Annotated in this window: 19 protein-coding genes; 9 read left to right on the top strand and 10 right to left on the bottom strand. The window is 63.9% G+C overall.

Translation table 11 applies throughout. The features are described 5' to 3' along the window. The first annotated feature begins 342 nt into the window (after window positions 1-342). A complete protein-coding gene (locus AC0WRY_RS03030; RefSeq protein ID WP_491122649.1) occupies window positions 343-1,869 on the top strand; it encodes a sensor histidine kinase in 1,527 nt (508 codons plus the stop codon). Here the strand turns inward: AC0WRY_RS03030 and AC0WRY_RS03035 are convergent. Together AC0WRY_RS03035 and AC0WRY_RS03040 are read right to left on the bottom strand one after the other, a co-directional pair. Continuing rightward, window positions 1,820-2,227, bottom strand: a complete 408-nt coding sequence (locus AC0WRY_RS03035) for a response regulator (RefSeq protein WP_491122650.1) — start codon at window positions 2,225-2,227, stop codon at window positions 1,820-1,822. The two genes, AC0WRY_RS03030 and AC0WRY_RS03035, sit on opposite strands and share 50 nt — an antisense overlap. Window positions 2,228-2,388: 161 nt before the next feature. Further along, on the bottom strand, window positions 2,389-2,520 hold the full coding sequence (locus AC0WRY_RS03040) for a hypothetical protein (protein WP_491122651.1): 132 nt from the start codon (window positions 2,518-2,520) through the stop codon (window positions 2,389-2,391). Window positions 2,521-2,588: 68 nt separating this feature from the next. On the opposite strand from AC0WRY_RS03040, the gene AC0WRY_RS03045 reads away from it, so the two are divergent. Then, on the top strand, window positions 2,589-2,993 hold the full coding sequence (locus tag AC0WRY_RS03045; protein ID WP_491122652.1) for a DUF6006 family protein: 405 nt from the start codon (window positions 2,589-2,591) through the stop codon (window positions 2,991-2,993). Between the two features lie 249 nt (window positions 2,994-3,242). Here AC0WRY_RS03045 and AC0WRY_RS03050 read toward each other — a convergent pair whose 3' ends face one another. The 4 genes from AC0WRY_RS03050 to AC0WRY_RS03065 all read right to left on the bottom strand — a co-directional run bounded on the left by AC0WRY_RS03050 (window position 3,243) and on the right by AC0WRY_RS03065 (window position 6,157). Next, window positions 3,243-3,740: a hypothetical protein gene (locus AC0WRY_RS03050; RefSeq protein WP_491122653.1), complete on the bottom strand. Its 498-nt coding sequence runs from the start codon at window positions 3,738-3,740 to the stop codon at window positions 3,243-3,245. Window positions 3,741-3,745: 5 nt separating this feature from the next. After that, window positions 3,746-4,408, bottom strand: coding sequence for a hypothetical protein (locus tag AC0WRY_RS03055; protein ID WP_491122654.1), 663 nt, complete (start codon window positions 4,406-4,408; stop codon window positions 3,746-3,748). Window positions 4,409-4,424: 16 nt separating this feature from the next. Next, window positions 4,425-5,528, bottom strand: a complete 1,104-nt coding sequence (locus AC0WRY_RS03060) for a tetratricopeptide repeat protein (protein ID WP_491122655.1) — start codon at window positions 5,526-5,528, stop codon at window positions 4,425-4,427. Between the two features lie 185 nt (window positions 5,529-5,713). Then, window positions 5,714-6,157, bottom strand: coding sequence for a MarR family winged helix-turn-helix transcriptional regulator (locus tag AC0WRY_RS03065; RefSeq protein ID WP_194405604.1), 444 nt, complete (start codon window positions 6,155-6,157; stop codon window positions 5,714-5,716). A 179-nt stretch (window positions 6,158-6,336) separates the two neighbouring features. Between AC0WRY_RS03065 and AC0WRY_RS03070 the strand changes: the two genes are divergently transcribed. From AC0WRY_RS03070 to AC0WRY_RS03100, 7 genes are all read left to right on the top strand, one after another. Then, the gene (locus tag AC0WRY_RS03070; RefSeq protein ID WP_483071715.1) at window positions 6,337-7,521 is read left to right on the top strand and encodes a substrate-binding domain-containing protein; all 1,185 of its coding nucleotides are present in this window, start codon (window positions 6,337-6,339) and stop codon (window positions 7,519-7,521) included. Between the two features lie 152 nt (window positions 7,522-7,673). Continuing rightward, window positions 7,674-9,188 (top strand): amidase, encoded by a 1,515-nt coding sequence (locus AC0WRY_RS03075; protein WP_491122656.1) that lies wholly within the window; start codon window positions 7,674-7,676, stop codon window positions 9,186-9,188. A 36-nt stretch (window positions 9,189-9,224) separates the two neighbouring features. After that, window positions 9,225-10,082 (top strand): branched-chain amino acid ABC transporter permease, encoded by an 858-nt coding sequence (locus AC0WRY_RS03080; protein ID WP_128919114.1) that lies wholly within the window; start codon window positions 9,225-9,227, stop codon window positions 10,080-10,082. A gap of 2 nt (window positions 10,083-10,084) precedes the next feature. Further along, entirely contained in the window at window positions 10,085-11,302 is a 1,218-nt protein-coding gene (locus tag AC0WRY_RS03085) for a substrate-binding protein (protein WP_194405607.1), read from the top strand. 19 nt (window positions 11,303-11,321) lie between these two features. Beyond that, on the top strand, window positions 11,322-12,416 hold the full coding sequence (locus tag AC0WRY_RS03090; protein ID WP_194405608.1) for a branched-chain amino acid ABC transporter permease: 1,095 nt from the start codon (window positions 11,322-11,324) through the stop codon (window positions 12,414-12,416). Continuing rightward, a complete protein-coding gene (locus AC0WRY_RS03095) occupies window positions 12,406-13,137 on the top strand; it encodes an ABC transporter ATP-binding protein (protein ID WP_194405609.1) in 732 nt (243 codons plus the stop codon). Before AC0WRY_RS03090 ends, AC0WRY_RS03095 begins: the two co-directional genes overlap by 11 nt. Continuing rightward, a complete protein-coding gene (locus AC0WRY_RS03100; protein WP_194405610.1) occupies window positions 13,130-13,831 on the top strand; it encodes a branched-chain amino acid ABC transporter ATP-binding protein in 702 nt (233 codons plus the stop codon). Before AC0WRY_RS03095 ends, AC0WRY_RS03100 begins: the two co-directional genes overlap by 8 nt. Before the next feature lie 22 nt (window positions 13,832-13,853). Here the strand turns inward: AC0WRY_RS03100 and AC0WRY_RS03105 are convergent, their stop codons facing one another. The 4 genes from AC0WRY_RS03105 to AC0WRY_RS03120 are packed head-to-tail and all read right to left on the bottom strand — an operon-like array spanning window position 13,854 to window position 16,603. Then, window positions 13,854-14,342, bottom strand: coding sequence for a hypothetical protein (locus tag AC0WRY_RS03105; RefSeq protein WP_194405611.1), 489 nt, complete (start codon window positions 14,340-14,342; stop codon window positions 13,854-13,856). 53 nt (window positions 14,343-14,395) lie between these two features. Continuing rightward, on the bottom strand, window positions 14,396-15,130 hold the full coding sequence (locus tag AC0WRY_RS03110) for a hypothetical protein (RefSeq protein ID WP_194405612.1): 735 nt from the start codon (window positions 15,128-15,130) through the stop codon (window positions 14,396-14,398). A 13-nt stretch (window positions 15,131-15,143) separates the two neighbouring features. Next, window positions 15,144-16,244 (bottom strand): tetratricopeptide repeat protein, encoded by a 1,101-nt coding sequence (locus tag AC0WRY_RS03115; RefSeq protein ID WP_194405613.1) that lies wholly within the window; start codon window positions 16,242-16,244, stop codon window positions 15,144-15,146. A gap of 26 nt (window positions 16,245-16,270) precedes the next feature. Next, window positions 16,271-16,603, bottom strand: a complete 333-nt coding sequence (locus AC0WRY_RS03120; protein WP_194405614.1) for a hypothetical protein — start codon at window positions 16,601-16,603, stop codon at window positions 16,271-16,273. Between the last annotated feature and the right edge of the window lie 245 nt (window positions 16,604-16,848).

The raw sequence follows: 16,848 nt of genomic DNA on the forward strand, positions 1-16,848 counted from the left end.
ACCACTTTGAAAACGCTCGACAATGCTCGTTAAGATTGTACAACCGTGGCATTACAAGCACTGCCACGGGCGGTATGCCTGATCGGAGAACCCGCCGGCCCGCGCCGGCCGGTTCGATCAAGTCCCTGTCCGTGCTCGGCACGGATGGAACCCTCTTTCACAAATGTTGTTATCCCGGCATGACCTTGCGGGCGTGCGCTCGCTTCGCAAGGGGACAACGCTGTCCGCGCGCCTGACCTCGTGACCATAGGAATGCAAGTCGGGACGGCTTAACGTGGAGGCGCCATCATGCCGGGCGGCATCGCTCGATGACGGCGCAGGCACCGGGGTTAAGGCCGTTTGATGAGTTCCACAGACTATTTCCCGCCATCCAGAACCGAAATCCTCGACGCGCTCGAGCTCGAAGGCCTTGCGGATGAAGCGGGCTTCGGCGAGCTGACGCGCTTCACCGCGGCGCTGTGCGAAGCTCCGATATGTCTTGTCAGTGTGGTCGGCGAAACGATGCAGCGCTTCGTGGCCAAGCACGGCCTCGACGTGTCCGAGACGCCGCGCGAATCCTCCTTCTGCGCGCACGCCATGCTGGGGTCGGACCTGATGGTCGTGCCCGATGCCACCCGGGATCCGAGGTTCGCGGGCAATCCCCTGGTCACAGGCGACCCGTTCATCCGGTTTTACGCCGGTGCGCCGCTCCAGACGCAGGACGGTTTTCCGCTCGGCTCGCTCTGCGTCATCGATCGCGTGCCCAGACCTGGCCTGACGCCGCTGCAGGAGCAGGGCCTGCGTGTTATGGCCGCCCAGGTGGTGGGTGCGATGGGGTATCGCAAGACCACGAAAAGGCAGCAGGTCAGCGAAGCGATCGCGAAGCAGGCGCTTTCTGAAACCGAGCAGAAGTTTCGCATTCTGGCCGACACCATGCCCCAGATGGTGTGGTCGACGCTGCCGGACGGTCACCACGACTACTACAATGCCAGATGGTACGAGTTTACGGGCGTGCCGGAAGGCTCGACCGACGGCGAGGGCTGGAACGGCATGTTTCATCCGGACGACCAGGACAAGGCTTGGGAGCGCTGGCGGCATTCGCTGCGGACCGGCGAGCCCTACGAGATCGAATATCGCTTGAGGAACGCCGAGGGCAATTATCGCTGGACTCTCGGACGCGCTTTGCCGATCCGCGATGCCGACGGCAATATCACCCGCTGGTTCGGAACCTGTACCGACATCCACGAGCAGAAGCTCCTGATGGAGCAGCGCGAGATGATCAGCCAGGAGCTGAGCCACCGCATCAAGAACATCTTCTCCGTGATCAATGGGCTGATCGCCCTTTCGACACGCACGCATCCGGAGCTGAAGGGTCTGGCGGACGAGTTGCGTTCGCGCATCATGTCGCTCGGCAAGGCGCATGATTTCGTGCGTCCGCACAGCGCGCGCTCTCAGCCGACCTCGAACCAGGCGACGCTCAAGGGGCTTCTGGAGCAGCTTCTGTCGGCCTATCAGTCGGAGGCGAAGCGGATCCTGATCACCGGCGATGACTTCCGCATCGACGATCGCTCCGCCACCCCCCTGGCGCTGTCGTTCCACGAGCTCGCGACCAACGCGGCAAAGTACGGCGCGCTCTCGACGCTGGACGGACGCGTCGCGGTGGACGTCAGCGAGGTGGGCGATGATGTCGTCGTCGCGTGGACGGAAAGCGGCGGTCCGCAGATCAAGTCGGCGCCTGCAGTGGAAGGCTTCGGCTCGAGGCTGATCACCTTGAGCATGTCCAGTCAGCTCGGCGGGAAGATGTCCTACGACTGGAATCCCAAAGGGCTCCGGGCCATAGCTATGATTCCAAAGACCTCGATGAGCCGTCCGGCGCCGCAAAGAACGTGACGTCCGGAGAACGTGGTTGAGGCGCCTCGCCGGCGGCGTGGTGGACCGCGGTCAGGATCGCATCGTCGCTGAAGGGCTTGCGGATGAAGCCGATCGCCGTCTCCGCACGGGGGGCAATCTGCGCGGGATTGGCGGTGACGTAAACGATCTTTGTGCCGTATTCGCGCGACAGGTCGAGCGCGATCTGCGGCCCAGTCGAGCCGTCGCGCAGATTGATATCGACCAGCGCGATTTGCGCCTGGGGGCCCGCTTCCAGGGCCTCCTTGCGATCCGCCGCGATCGCGGCAACGCGATAGCCCGCATCCTCCAGGATACGAGCGATGTCGCTGGCGACAAAGATTTCGTCTTCGACGATCAACACTGCGGGTGTCATTCGCGACTCATAATTGGCCTCAACAGACGGCGGCTCAGTGGACTGTTCCCCGCATGGACGGAGAACAGGCTTCAACCTGCTGTACTGCCTTTTGTTCCACATGCCCGCCGCACCCGATCGGCCGATCGCCGGCCGCACGGGGAGCGTCAATTCGAGCTGTCGATCTCCAGCAGCCGCTTGAGCTCGTTCGTCGGCGGCGGTCGCGCGGATCCCAGGCGATAGAGCAACGTGTCGGAGACCACCCCATCTTTGCCGCTGCTCTTTGTGAACTGGATCACCGCAACAAAACTCGATCCGTGTTTTGATTGAGGCGCATCACGCGGCCCGACAAAATGGAGCCCAGACAATGTCCAAACGCGCCTTGCGATCGGCCATTTGTGTTCTCGCCCTGAGTTTTTACGCGTGCGGTCCCGCCCCTGCGAGCCAGGTGGGCGGATGGTGGGGTGGAACATGGTCGTGCAACATCGACGGCCGCCCGGCGCGGATGAATTGGGCCGCCGTCGATGACAGTCAGACGACCTGCGACGGCGGCACTTGCACCAGCACGTCGGGAGCACGCTGGTCCGGCAGGTTCTCGGACAATGGCTCGCGATGGGTGAAGCTGACAAATGCACGCAGCGGAGCGCAGGGCGGCGTCTACTTCAACCATGCCGATGGCAATCAATGGTATCTAGCCAAGCCGGTCAGCAACAAAGCCGTAGGCTGGACGACATGGAACGGCCAACGCTACCGCCTCTCGTGCTGGCGATGATGCGCGAATGCTTTGCATTGAACGGCAGATGAGCGTTTGTGCTCGGCAAAGCGCCACGCATCGCTTCACGAAGCTCAATTCGAACTATCGATCAAACTCCCAGCAGTCAGGAAGATCGCCACGAATATCCAGCCCCCCATTTGCGTCTGGGCCGGGTTTCGATGGCTTCATTTGACGTCATTTCAATTGCCCCCCATTCCTTCACGAAGTTGATCTGCTCGCCGAGCGCGGGATCCTGGCCTGCCGACGTTAGCGCCCACATCGCTCGATGCTGCCGCGCCAGCCCGGCGCGTCGATCCTCGGAAGCTGATAGCTCGCGGTCTTGCTCGAAATCGTCAGCGGCGAGGCGCCTTCGATCAAATCGAGCAGTTGTTTCTCCACGCGCTTCCAGCGCTTTCCGAACAGCTCGGGGTCCTGCCGCGAGAAGCCCAGATCCCATTGCACGAAATTGGTCAGATCATCGTCCTCCCCCGAGAGCCCCTCGAACTCGCCGACCAGCTTCATGGTCTTGCGGCGGTCCCCGATCATCAGAACGGCCTTGCCGGCGCGGGCTGCCTGGCCCGGATATTTTGCGTGCAGGCCGAAGGCGCGGCCGCATCCGAGGACGAAGGTCAGCTTTCCGTTTTCCGAGTAGCTCAGGGAGGGAAGCTCCCGGTTGTCGAATTCGAGCTTCCACGACCCTGCCGCAGCAGGAGCGGGGCCGGCAACGAGGCAAAGGACGATCGTCAGGATAGATGGTCTGGACATATGCCTCACCACTCCTCCTCCGTTACAGCTTGCTCGAGCGCCCGCGCGATCGTGAAGCGCCCGCTGTCCCTCGCTTCGATCTTGCCGCGATGGAAGGCCACGATGTCCGCGAAGGGGTACCCGAGGTCCTCGGCGGCCAGTTGCGATGCCAAACCCTCGGCGGCCTCCCAGCGTTGCGCCCGCCGGAGCACGTCGAGCAGCAGCAGACGCGTGTCGATCGACTTGATCGTGCGCCCTTCGAGATGCGCGGCCGCCCGCAGGCGCAACGTGAGTGCTTCGGACGCTTGCTCTTTGTTGTCATCGGCGACCCAGGCCGCGCAGAGCGTGTTCAGGAAGGCGGATCTCTTGTCGCCGTAATAGGCGTCCTGCGCCGCGCGAACCAGAAAGCGGCGCGAGGCCGGGTCGGCCAGGGGATCGAGGCAGGCGGCCCGGAATTCCGGTGTGGCGACGAAGCTGCGTGCCTTGGCGTCGCCCTTGTCGATGTTCGGAGCGACGTAACCGCAAAAGGGGCATTCCTGCAGCCAGTCCTCGACGGTAGCGCGGAACATTCCCGGCGGGCGCTGGTCGAGATCCGGTGAGCCCCAGGAGTTCGAGCTCATGAGCTCGCAATGCTCCGACTTCTTGCCGCAGCAATAGCATTTCCGAACTCGGGTGTCGTAGCTCGTCATGTGAGATCCGGCGCGACTACGCTCCCCATCGCTTGCTCAAATTGCGGCGAAACATCTCCGACGCCTGGACCAGTCTTTCCAGCACGCCTTCGCCATAGAGCACAGACTTGTTGCCTGCATAGTCCATGATCGCGTTGCGAAAGATCGGCTTCCTCGCGCCGAGGAAATTCTGCAGCAGTTCGAAGCCCCGCTCCAGCATGGGCTCGGTGGCCTCCGATCCCGCATCCGCATATCCCACGGCCAACTCGGCGAGAATCCAGAGCAGGGCAGCCGCATCCTCGCCATAGGCCAGCTCGCATATCGAAAGCAGACGTTTCAACAGAGGCTCGGCCGTCCGGAATTGCCGGCAGTCCACATAGGTCCGTATCATCTCTTCGAGGGCGACCTGCACCTCGACACTATCAGGTCCAAATCGCTTCTCCAGCATGCCCAGGCCGAGCTTGAAAGCGGCGACTGCCTCCTCGATGCTTCGTCGGCTGCTTCCAGGCCTTTGCCGCGTGCTGGCATTGGCGTGGACAATCGCGGAGGCGAGCAGGCACCTTGCGACTTCCTCGCTGCGCTTTCCGAAGACTTTCTGTTTGAGGCTGAGGCTGCGTTCGAGATCCGCCTTGGCGTCCGTCCACTTCTTCACGTGCGTGCTCGTCTCGGCCAGCAGTTCGACGGCGGCTGCGACCTCGGCGCTGTGCGCGCCATGAAGCTTTTCCTTGATGGAGATGCTTCGCTCCAGCAGCACCCTGGCCTTCGCATACCCCCCGCTCGATGCGTAGCCCCTGCCGAGCGCTTCGCATTCCTCGGCAACCGCTTCACTGTCTTCGCCGAAGATCTCGGTCTTGATCGCCAGCCGCCGCAGCTGAAACGGCTCGATATGCTCGAAGTCGGCGCCACTTGCGTGACCGATCCATTTATCAAGGTCGGGAAGGGCTGACCTCGGCCCATGCAGGCTTTCGGCAATCGTGATGCAGCGCTCGAGAAAGGGAGCCGCGTCCACGGGATCCTCATAATCGCAGGTCACGCGCACCAGCGATCTCAGGGCGGTTGCCACCTCGTCGCTGACCGGTCCGAAGCGTTTTTCGAGCCCGGCAATGTGCTCGAGATGACGGGGGGCGTAGAAAGACGTCATGGCCGGCCTCAATTTCCATCCCAATGAGGCGCCTTGGCCAACATGCCCAATGCCGCGCTCCCCCGGTTGCTGTTCGCTTCAGCATGGACGGCATGCGCCAAAACGCAAGAGCTGCGGGCGCGTTTGAGCGCAACTATGCGCCGGGCAGGGCGACAGGCAGTGAGGTCGCTCGGCGAAGCCTGCGCCTAATTCGAGCTGTCGATCAGGCTCTCCAGCAGCCGCTTGAGCTCGCTCGTCGGCTTGTCGCCGTAGCTCTCCAGGATGTGCTCCTCCTGGTCCACCGCGAGCGAGTTGAGCTTCTTGCTCAGCACCTTGCCGCGGTCGGAGATGAACATCAGCACCTTGCGGCGGTCGTTCGGATCCTGCACGCGATAGACCAGCGTGTCCGAGACCATGCGGTCGATCATCTTGGTCAGGGTCGGATGGTTGAGCAGCACGGCCTCCGCAAGCTCGCCCATCGAATGGCCGTTGCCATCCGACAGCACTTTCAGGATGCGCCATTGCTCGACGGGAACCCCTTCCTTGCTCAACCGCAGTTCGAGCTGCCGGTTGATCTCCCGGTTGGCTTGCGCGAGCAGGTAGGCGAGGTGTTCGGTGATCGGGATGTTTGCTTTGGTCGGTTTTGCCACGGCTAAGACTTCGTCTTGACCCAAATGAGTGAATGTCTTGCAATCAATGCTGCATCTATATGCACTTCAATTGTTGAAGTTTCAATATTTTCAAAATAGGATGATTGCCCAACAATAGGGCGGGTGCCGCGGCCGCCCGCAGAATGTGCTTTCAGGTCTGGTCCCAGACAGGAGTTGGCGTGCGCGCGACGGTGAACTTCCCGGCTCACGGCGGCCCGGCGTTGCCGCCGTCTTTGCTGTTCAGGAATCTGTCGTCGTCGGCAGCCGGCGGCGCGTTGTCGCCGAGCGACCACGCCTTGTTCAAACGGCGCGGCGCCAACAGGCTGCGCATCGGCGGCTTCATCTGCTGCACCGGCTCGCCCGGCGTCTGGGGGCCGTGCGCCACCAACAGCGCGCAGCTCGCCGTCGCCGAAATCAACAAGCGCGGCGGGATCTTGGGGCGCGAGATCGAGCTGTCGATCTACGACGCCGGCGGGCCGCTGGATGAGGTTCTGGACCGTGCCGAGCAGGCGATCGCGTTCGACGAGGTCGATCTGATCGTCGGCCTGCACACCAGCGCGGTCCGCGTGGCCTTGCGCGACGTCACCACGCGCCATCGCATCCCCTACATCTACACGCCGGTCTACGAGGGCGGCGAGCGCACGCCGGGCGTGATGGCGATCGGCGAGACGCCGCGCTGGCAGAGCCGCCCCGCCATCCACTGGCTTGCCGACGTCAAGAAGGCCCAGCGCTGGTATCTGATCGGCAGCGACTATGTCTGGCCGTGGCAATCGCACCGTGCGGTCAAGAATTACATCAGGGAAACCGGCGGCCACGTCGTCGGCGAAGAGTTCGTTCCCCTCGGCGAGGACAATCACGAGCCGCATCTGGCGCGCATCCGCGCCGCCAAGCCCGATGTCGTGCTGATCTCGCTGATCGGCACCGATAGCATCACCTTCAACCGGGCCTTCGGCGAATGGGGCCTCGGCGCCACGACACTGCGCCTTGCCGGGGCGATGGACGATACCGTGCTGCTCGGCATCGGCGCCGACAACAGCGAGAACATGTTCTGCGCCTCGGGCTATTTCACCGGAACCGGCACGCGCGCCAATGACGACTTCCAGAGCCGTTATCGCGCGATGTTCGGGCCGAATGCGCCGCCGATCGGCTCGGTCGGACAGTCGAGCTACGAGGGCTTGCGCTTCCTCGAGGCCGTCGCGAACAAGGCCGGCTCGTTGTCGATGGGCCCGATGCTGGTGGCCGGCCGCAACATCGTCTACAGCGGCGCCCGCGGTCCGGTCACCGTCCGCGACGGACGCGCGCGAATGCCGATGCATCTTGCCGAGGCCGACGGTCTCGACTTCAAGCTGATCAAGCCGATCTGACCGCGCCGCGGCAATCGGCGGGGCCCGACTTGCAAAATAATACTTGAAAAGGAAAATATTTCCGTTTTGAATGTTTGCGCGAGGCCGCCGGTACGTGCATCGCGCCGGGGCGGCCACGCTCCAGTTCGCCAAAGAAAATTCAGGAGAGCGCCGTGACAGTTGCCCTTCCCACGCCAGCCCAACTTCGCAGTGTCGCCGAGCAATGCGGCCTATCGCTCACCGACGAGGACGTCACCTCGTTCCGCGGCCTGATGCAGGGCTCGATCGAGGCCTACAATCTCGTGGCCGCGATGCCGGACGAGCTGCCGGAGGTGAAGTACCCGCGCACGCCGGGCTATCGGCCCTCGACCGAGGAGAACCCGCGCAACGCCTGGTATCGCAAGTCGATCGTGAAGGGCGCCGCCAGCGGCAAGCTCAAGGGCAAGACCGTCGCGCTGAAGGACAACATCATGCTGGCCGGCGTGCCCATGACCAACGGCTCGTCGACGCTGGAAGGCTATGTGCCTGATTTCGACGCCACCATCGTCACGCGCATGCTGGATGCCGGCGCCGAGATCAAGGGCAAGGTGCATTGCGAGCACTTCTGCCTGTCCGGCGGCAGCCACACCGGCTCCTACGGGCCGGTGCATAATCCGCACAAGATGGGCTACTCGGCCGGCGGCTCGTCGTCGGGCTCCGGCGTCGTGGTCGCGCTCGGCGAGGTCGACATGGCGATCGGCGGCGATCAGGGCGGTTCGATCCGCATGCCGTCCTCGTTCTGCGGCATCTACGGCATGAAGCCGACCTGGGGCCTCGTCCCCTACACCGGCATCATGCCGATCGAGATCTATGTCGACCATACCGGCCCGATGACGGCGACGGTCGCCGACAACGCGCTGCTGCTCGAAGTGCTCGCCGGCGACGATGGCTACGATCCGCGCATCAAGGCGCCCAAGGTCGAGGAGTACACCAAGGCGCTCGGCCAGGGCGTCAAGGGCATGAAGATCGGAATCGTCAAGGAAGGCTTCGAGCAGCCGGTCGCGGAAGCCGCGGTGAACGAAAGCGTGCGCGAGGCCGCCAAGCGCTTCAAGGATTTGGGCGCCACCGTCGAGACCGTCTCGATCCCGATGCATCTCTTGGGCGGCGCGATCTGGACCCCGATCGGCACCGAGGGCCTGACCCAGACCATGATGTTCGGCGACGGCTACGGCCTGTCCCGCGGCGACCTCTATTCGACCTCGCTGATGGATTTCCATCGCGGCTGGCGCCGGCAGGCCGATTCGCTGTCCGAGACCACGAAGCTATTCATGATGCTCGGCACCTACATCAACAACAATTTCGGTCCGCGCTTCTACGGCAAGGCGCTCAACATCTCGCGCCGGCTGACCGCGGCCTACGACAAGGCGTTTGGCGACTACGACCTCCTGCTGATGCCGACCACGCCGATGAAGGCGACCAAGCTGCCGGAGCCTAATGCCAGCCGCGAGGATTACGTCGCCCGCGCGCTGGAGATGATCTCCAACACCGCGCCGTTCGACATCACCCATCATCCCGCGATGTCGCTGCCTTGCGGCATGGTCGACGGCCTGCCGGTCGGCCTGATGCTGGTTGGCCGCATGTTCGAGGAATCCACCATCTACCGCGCCGCCCACGCCTTCGAGCAGATCGGCGACTGGAAGAAGATGTGAGCAAGGCTTCGATGCCGACGGACGGGACAGCAACGCATGGCTAACGCGTTCGTCGCAGCGTTCGAGATCCTGAGCTTCGGCGCGATCATCGTCCTGATCGTGCTGGGGCTCGGGATCATCGCCAGCATGATGGGCATCTTCAACTTCGCGCAGGGCGAGTTCGTTCTGCTCGGGGCCTACGTCACCTATCTCGCCTACGCCAAGGGCCTGCCGATCTGGGCCGGCATGGTCGCCGCACCGTTCCTGGTCGGCGGGCTCGGCTTCGTGCTGGAGGCGCTGATCATCCGCCGCTTCTATGCCGCGCCGATCGTCGCCATGCTCGGCACCTATGCGCTCGGCCTGATCATCCGCGAATCCGTTCGCGGGCTGATCGGCGGCTTCTACCTGACCGTCCCGGAGCCGATCGGCGGCTCGATCGACATCGGCGCCATGCACATCTCGGCCTGGCGCTTCACCATCATCGTCATCACGCTCCTGGTGATGGGGGGCTGCTATTTGCTGCTGTCGCGCACCAGCTTCGGCTTGCGCGTGCGGGCCACGCTGGAGAATCCGTCGCTGGCGCGCGCCTCCGGCATCTCCACGCCGCTGATCTACGGCGCCACCTTTGCCTTTGGTGCGGCGCTGGCCGGACTTGCCGGCGCGCTGATCGTGCCTGTGTTCAGCCTGTTCGCCGATCTCGGCCTGCGCTTCCTGATCCAGGGCTTTGTCGCGGTCATGGTCGGCGGCGTCGGCTCCTTCATCGGCCCTGTCGCGGGCGCCGGCGTCATCGGCACGCTCAGCGCGGCGCTGCCCTGGGTGATGGCGCCCGTCGTCGCCGACGTCCTCGTCTTCGTGCTCGCCATTGTCTTCATCAAATTCCGCCCGCAGGGCCTCATCGCTGGAAAAGGGGTTTAGTCATGTTCGATCGCACGCAGCTCTCTCGGCGCCGCTTTCTCTCCAATTTCGCCTTTGCGTCCGGTGCGGTTGCGACCGGCGTCGGCAGCTGGATGATCCCCGCGCCCTGGGCCAATGCGGCCGAAGCGCCGATCAAGGTCGGCATCGCCACCGACCTCACCGGTCCGATCGCCTATGCCGGCAATGCCGACGCCAATGTCGCCAAGATGGTGATCAAGGAGATCAACGCCGCCGGCGGCCTGCTCGGCCGTCCGCTCGAGCTCTATATCGAGGACACCGCCTCCAACGAATCCGTCGCCGTCGGCAACGTGCGAAAACTGATCCAGCGCGACAAGGTCGACATGGTCTTGGGCGGCATCACCTCCTCGATGCGCAACGCGATCAAGGATCCGATCGTGGCGCGTGGCAAGACGCTCTACATCTATCCGCAGCTCTACGAGGGCAAGGAGTGCACGCCCTATCTGTTCTGCACCGGGCCCACACCGGCGCAGCAATGCGACGAGTTCATCCCCTGGCTGATCAAGAACGGCGGCAAGAAGTTCGCGCTGCCGAGCGCCAATTACGTCTGGCCGCACACGCTCAACGTCTATGCCCGCAAGGTGATCGAAGCGAACGGCGGCGAGGTCGTGTTCGAGGAATACTACCCGCTCGACCAGGTCGACTTTTCCGCGACCGTCAACCGCATCGTCTCCAACAAGGTCGACGTCGTCTTCAACACCGTCATTCCGCCGGGTGTCGGCCCGTTCTTCAAGCAGCTCTATGAAGCCGGCTTCCTCAAGAACGGCGGACGGCTCGCCTGCGTCTACTATGACGAGAACACGCTCAACATCAATCAGGCCGCGGAGATCGAGGGGCTCGCCAGCTGCCTCGACTATTTCAAGGTGCTGACCAAGGAGAACCCGTTCGACGCAAAAATCCAGGCGGCCTATGAAAAGGATTTTCCGGGCAACTTCCTGTTCGCCGCCGGCAGCGCCGCGACCGGCACCTATCGCGGCCTGAAGCTGTGGGAAGCGGCGGTGAAGGAAGCCGGCAAGATCGACCGCGAGTCGGTTGCCGCCGCGCTCGACCACGCCAAGATCGCCGAAGGTCCGGGCGGGCCTGCCGAGATGGTCCCCGGCAAGCGCCACTGCAAGATGAAGATGTACACCGCGGTCGCCAAGGCCGGCAATTACGAGATCGTCGCCCGCAGCGAAGGCCTCGTCGATCCCAAAGAATGCTAAGGCGGAATGCTGAGGTGGAATGCTGAAGCCGATGAGTGTGGTAAGACAGGCCATCGCCGACGACGGAGCGGGCGACGGGATGGCTGAACGCGTGGCGGCGGGACAGGCCGGGGACCGAGTCAAAGTAGGACGAAAAGTCCTGCCGATCGTGGAGGGCGTCGTGCTGGTCGCGGCGCTGCTCGCGCCGCTGGTGCTGCAGGACTATCTCACGGTGTTCGCGACGCGCGTGATCATCCTCGCGCTGTTCGCGCTGTCGTTCGACCTGGTCTGGGGCTATGCCGGCATCATGAGTTTCGGCCAGGCCCTGTTCTTCGGCTCGGCCGGCTATGGCGTCGCACTGCTCGCGCGCGACCTCGACATCACCAACATCCTGCTGGTGCTGCCGGCGGGAACGCTGATCGGCCTCACCTTCGCGCTGCTGCTCGGCGGCTTCCTGCTGCTGGGCCGGCATCCCTCCAGCGTGATCTTCGTTTCGCTGGGCACGCTGACCGGCTCCTACGCCGCCGATCGGCTCGCGCGCGGCTGGTATTATCTCGGCGGCCAGAACGGCATCCCCTCGATCGCGCCAATGACGCTCGGCGGCTACGAGTTCACGGAAGGGCCGGCGTTCTATTATCTCGTGCTCGGCATTCTCGTCGCCGTCTATCTGCTCTGCCGCTTCCTGGTGCGCTCGCAATTCGGCCTCGCGCTCGCGGGGCTCCGGGAGAACGAACAGCGCATCGCCTTCTTCGGCTACAAGGCGCAGCACCTGAAGGCGATCATCTTCACCATCGGCGGCGGCGTCGCGGGGCTCGCCGGCAGCCTCTATGCCTTCCACGAAGGCTTCGTCTGGCCCAACATGGTCGGCGTCGTCGTCTCGACGCAGGTGGTGCTCTACGTGCTGTTCGGCGGCTCCGGCACGCTGATCGGCGCCGTCATCGGTGCCGTGATCGTCGAAGGCGTCAGCTTCTGGCTGTCGGACAATTATCGCGACGTCTGGCCGATCATTCTGGGCTTGTTGCTGCTGCTCGTGATCCTGTTCCGTCCCCTCGGCCTGATCAGCTTTGTCCTCGGCGAGCGCGAGCGCGTCGGCAGCTTCGGCGCCAAAGCAAAAGAGAAGCGCCATGCTCCTTGAAGCCGCCGGCATCAAGAAGATCTTCGGCAAGCTCACCGCGCTCGACGACGCGGCGCTTAGCGTCGGCGAGAACGAATTCCACGGCCTGATCGGCCCGAACGGCTCCGGCAAGAGCACCTTGATGAAGTGCATCGCCGGCGCAGAAGTGCCGACCACAGGCAAGGTCTCCTTCGTCAACACCGACATCACCGCGTTCACGCCGACCGAGCGCGCGCGGGCCGGCATGAGCCTGAAGTTCCAGATCACATCCGTGCTGCCCTCGCTGACGCTGTACGACAACATCCTGCTCGCGTTGCAGGCGCATTGCTCGCTGTTCGACCTGGTGTTCTCGCGCACGCGCGGCGCGCTGCACGACCAAGTCATGTCCATGCTGACGCAGTTCCGCCTGGCCGATCGCGCCTTCGATGCGGCGGCGGCGCTGTCGCACGGCCAGCAGCAATGGCTGGAGATCGCGATGGCGCTCGCGGGCAAGCCAAAACTGCTGCTGCTCGACGAGCCGACCGGCGGCATGAGCCTGGAGGAGCGCCGCGTCACCGGCGAGCTGCTCCAGCCGATCAAGCAGCATTGCTCCCTCGTCATCGTCGAGCACGACCTCGATTTCATTCGCGACATCTGCGATCGCCTCACCGTGCTCGACCAGGGCAGGGTGCTGGCGTCGGGCACCGTGTCCGAGATCCAGGCCAACACATCCGTCCAGGAGATTTATCTGCGCCGTGCCTGAGCAACAATTTCTCAACATCAGCCATCTCGACGCCGGCTACGGCCGGAGCCAGGTGCTGTTCGACGTCAACCTCGGCATTCCCTGGCGCGGCGGCGTCGCCGTGCTCGGGCGCAACGGCGCCGGCAAGACCACGCTGATGAAGACCATCGTCGGCGAGCTGCCGGCGTGGAACGGCGAGGTCGCCTTCGACGGCCGCGACATCAGCCGCCGTGCCACCCAGGAACGCGTGCGCGCCGGCATCGGCTATGTGCCGCAGGAGCATTCGGTGTTCGCGCGCCTGTCGGTGCGCGACAATCTCGCGGTCGGCTCGCTCGCGAACAAGGACGCCTCCGCCGTCGACCGCGTGCTGGCGATCTTCCCAAAACTCGGCCAGCGCCTCGATCAGCCCGCCGGCACGCTGTCGGGCGGCGAGCGCAAGATGCTCGCGATCGGCCGCGCCATGTTGGGGGATCCCAAGCTGCTGCTGTTGGACGAGCCGACCGAAGGCGTCTGGATCGGCGTCATCGAGGAGATCACCGAGCGCCTGATCGAGCTGGCGAAGACGATCGCCGTCATCATCGTCGAGCAGCACCTCGATTTGGCGCTCCGCGTCGCCGATTATGCTTACGTGCTCGACCGCGGCAGGGTCGCGTTGCAAGGCGAGGCCGGCGAGGTGAGGGGCAATCCGGAGCTGATGCGGTATCTGGCGCCGTAGCTCGAACCGCCGGGACCTGGGATCATCTGCTCGTCTTCTGAAGAGCCGCGATGCGTTTTTGCACGTGGGCCGCCAGGTCTGAAAAGGGCAGGCATGAATTCGGGTACGGAGTCATCGCGCCCGACGTCTTGTCCTCATTCTCCCCGATAAGTTCCTTGAGCTGATTGATGTCGGTGGAGTTGAGCCGATCCATGCAGGCCGAGGCCTTTATCGCGCGTGTGACGATCTCGATATCGTTCGTCAGGCGAAGGATCTGGTACTTGACGATCGACCGTTCGAATACCTCGAGAGCCTTCTTGTAGTCTCCGGCCTTGTAGAGCTCGTTGCCTTCTCTCCATATGGCGGCTCCGTCATTGTGGATCTGCTTTTGCTTCGCAGGGTCGGTCACGGGTGCGTAATTCTTCGGCTCCCAGTAATCGCCCGCCCAGGCGGCCGGCAGGATCGAAACCGCGGCGAGAAAAAGGGTGCCGACCGAAACCGAAAGGCGGATGGTGCGAGAGGACCGAATCAAGGGGAGCTCCTTTTGGATACGCGAATCAATTCAACGGAAAGCGGCTTTCATGGTCACGTCTTCCGCGGGCTCGGAATGATCTGGATGTGCCGTGCGATGGCTTTGATCAGCTCGGGGTCCGCGACCGAGGTCGCGACCGGCGGCGCAGGCTTCCCCTCGAGCGCCTGGCCGATCGTGTATCGCGCGTCATCCCTGGCCGCGATCTTGTCGCGATGGAAGGCGACGATTTCGGCGAAGGGATATTCCAGCTCTTCGGCCGTCAAATCGGCGATCAGTGCCTCGGCGGCCTCCCAGCTCGATGCGCGCCGCAGGACGTCGAGCAGGAGCAGCCTGGTGTCGAGCGAGGTGATACGCGGGCCTTCCAGATGACGTGCGGCTTTGAGGCGGAGTGCCGCCGCCTCGGACGGCCTGCTGGCGTCGTCGCAGACCCAGGCCGCGGACAGCGTGCTCAGGAACGCCGATCTCCGTTCGCCGTCATGGGCATGCTGCGCGGCGCGCACCAGGAAGCGGCGCGATGCCGGGTCGGACGATGGGTCGCGTGAGGCGGTGAGGAATTCGGCCGTATCGAGGAAGCTGCGCGCCTTCGCGTCGCCCTTGTCGATGCTCGGGGCCACGTAGCCGCAATAGGGACACTCCTGCAGCCAGCTTCCAATGGTCCAGCGGTACATTTTCGGCGGCCGCTGGTCGAGGTCGGGTGAGCCGCGCGTGTTCGAGCTCATGAGCACGGAATGCTCGGAGGACTTGCCGCAGCAATGGCATTGCAGTTTCTCGGTTCTGTAATCTGTCATCGGAGGTCGGGCCCTACGCTCCCCATCGCTTTCGAAGGTTGCGGCGATGCATCTCCGAGGCCTCGACCAGCGTCTCCAGCACGCCGCCGTGGGGCGCCGCCTTGTTGCCTGCCAGATCTGCCGTTCTGTACCGAGAGGCCGGCTTTGCGGGGTCGAGGAATGCCCGCAGCACCGAGAAGCCCCGCTCCAGGGTCGGCTCGGCGTCTTGCGAGCCTTCGCGCGCATAGCCGGCGGCGAGCTCGGCGAGAATCCAGAGCAGGGCCGCAGCGTCCTTTCCATAGGTCTGCTCGCTCATTGCGAGGAGCCGCTTGAGCAGAGGTTCGGCCTCCCAGAACTCTCCACAATCCACATAGGCCGAAATCATCGCGGCGAGAGCTTTCCGGACCTCGAAGCTGTCTGATCCAAACCGCTCCTCCATGATGCCGAGGCCCTGCGCGAAGGCGGTCACGGCCTTGCGCGCACGCTCGCTCCTGAGCCTGCGGTCCTGCAGATTGCTGGAATTTGCGTGGGTGATGGCGACGGTCAGCAATGTCCGTGCCGCTTCCTCGCTGCGCTCGCCGAATATCTTTTGCTTCAGATGCAAGCTGCGTTGCAGGTTCGCCTCAGTGGCCTCCCATTTCTTCAGCCGCGCCCCGATCTCGGCGAGCGTGTCGACGGCGGCTGCCATCTCGACGCTGACGGCGCCGTGGATCGTCTCGAGGATCGAGATGCTTCGCTCCAGAAGAGCTGCGGCGCGCGCGTAGTCACCAAGAAGGGCCCATCTTCGCGCGATGGCCTCGCATTCCCCGGCGGTCTGCCGGCTGTTCTCACCAAAGAGCGCGGACTTGATCGCCAGCCGCTTCAACTGAAATGGCTCGACGAGCTTGAAGTCGACGCCGCCTGCCTTGCTGATCCAGGAGTTGAGGTCGCCCAGGATGGACTGCGGCCCGTGCAGGCTTTCCTGGATCGAGGTGCAACGGTCGAGAAAGGGTATGGCTTCGACGGGATCCTCACTCCGGCAGATCAGTCCGATCAGCGTTCGCAGGGCCGTGACGACCTCGTCGCTGATTGGGCCGTGGCGCTTTTCCAGCCAGGCGATATGTCGAAGGTGGTTCTCTGCATAGCAAGATGCCATGGACCGTTTCGCTTACCCCCAGCCGCTCAGAGCCGCATCCTGGCCAGTTTCTCGTCGTGAGCCCGGCGCGGTCGCGAGCCGAATGTCTTCTTGCACATTGGCCCGAAGGCTTCGGCAGACGCCAGCGCGCTGGCCCCGACATCTGCGGGTCGTGCCTCGAATCTCTTGACCCGACCGGTCTGCCCAACGACGGCGGTCACGTCGCAGAAGAAATCCTCGTGCCGCCCGGCCTCGTCGGGTCCTTCGAAGGAGGCGGTCGTCTTCAACCGCCAGCGATAGGCCCGGTCCTGATCCCGGCGCCCGGACGCGACGATCTGGTCGGGGTGGCCGTATTTCTGCATCAGCGCGACGATGCTCATTCCCTTGAAATCGTCGCGCGGTCTGCCCTCGGCGGCCTGGACCGGAATTGCGACAGTCGCGAGAAGGAAAAGAAGTATCGCGTGAGGAGGGAAAGTGCGTTGCAGCATGCCTTTGGCTCTATGGGACGGAGCAGAAAGAATTCTGATTACGTCCTCGCAACGCGGCTTGCACGTGCAATTTTCAGCCGCGCATGCGGGCATTGGCTGGCACGTGTGGACTTCGGCAGCCGAGCTTGCGAAGCGGC

The organism is Bradyrhizobium sp. T-12 (assembly GCF_058314695.1).

Excerpts from the sequence above, each read along its gene's own strand:
- AC0WRY_RS03030 (WP_491122649.1), top strand. The coding sequence starts at position 343 with ATGAGTTCCACAGACTATTTCCCGCCATCCAGAACCGAAATCCTCGAC.
- AC0WRY_RS03045 (WP_491122652.1), top strand. The coding sequence starts at position 2,589 with ATGTCCAAACGCGCCTTGCGATCGGCCATTTGTGTTCTCGCCCTGAGT.
- AC0WRY_RS03050 (WP_491122653.1), bottom strand. The coding sequence starts at position 3,740 with ATGTCCAGACCATCTATCCTGACGATCGTCCTTTGCCTCGTTGCCGGC.
- AC0WRY_RS03055 (WP_491122654.1), bottom strand. The coding sequence starts at position 4,408 with ATGACGAGCTACGACACCCGAGTTCGGAAATGCTATTGCTGCGGCAAG.
- AC0WRY_RS03060 (WP_491122655.1), bottom strand. The coding sequence starts at position 5,528 with ATGACGTCTTTCTACGCCCCCCGTCATCTCGAGCACATTGCCGGGCTC.
- AC0WRY_RS03080 (WP_128919114.1), top strand. The coding sequence starts at position 9,225 with ATGGCTAACGCGTTCGTCGCAGCGTTCGAGATCCTGAGCTTCGGCGCG.
- AC0WRY_RS03085 (WP_194405607.1), top strand. The coding sequence starts at position 10,085 with ATGTTCGATCGCACGCAGCTCTCTCGGCGCCGCTTTCTCTCCAATTTC.
- AC0WRY_RS03090 (WP_194405608.1), top strand. The coding sequence starts at position 11,322 with ATGCTGAAGCCGATGAGTGTGGTAAGACAGGCCATCGCCGACGACGGA.
- AC0WRY_RS03095 (WP_194405609.1), top strand. The coding sequence starts at position 12,406 with ATGCTCCTTGAAGCCGCCGGCATCAAGAAGATCTTCGGCAAGCTCACC.
- AC0WRY_RS03110 (WP_194405612.1), bottom strand. The coding sequence starts at position 15,130 with ATGACAGATTACAGAACCGAGAAACTGCAATGCCATTGCTGCGGCAAG.
- AC0WRY_RS03115 (WP_194405613.1), bottom strand. The coding sequence starts at position 16,244 with ATGGCATCTTGCTATGCAGAGAACCACCTTCGACATATCGCCTGGCTG.
- AC0WRY_RS03120 (WP_194405614.1), bottom strand. The coding sequence starts at position 16,603 with ATGAGCATCGTCGCGCTGATGCAGAAATACGGCCACCCCGACCAGATC.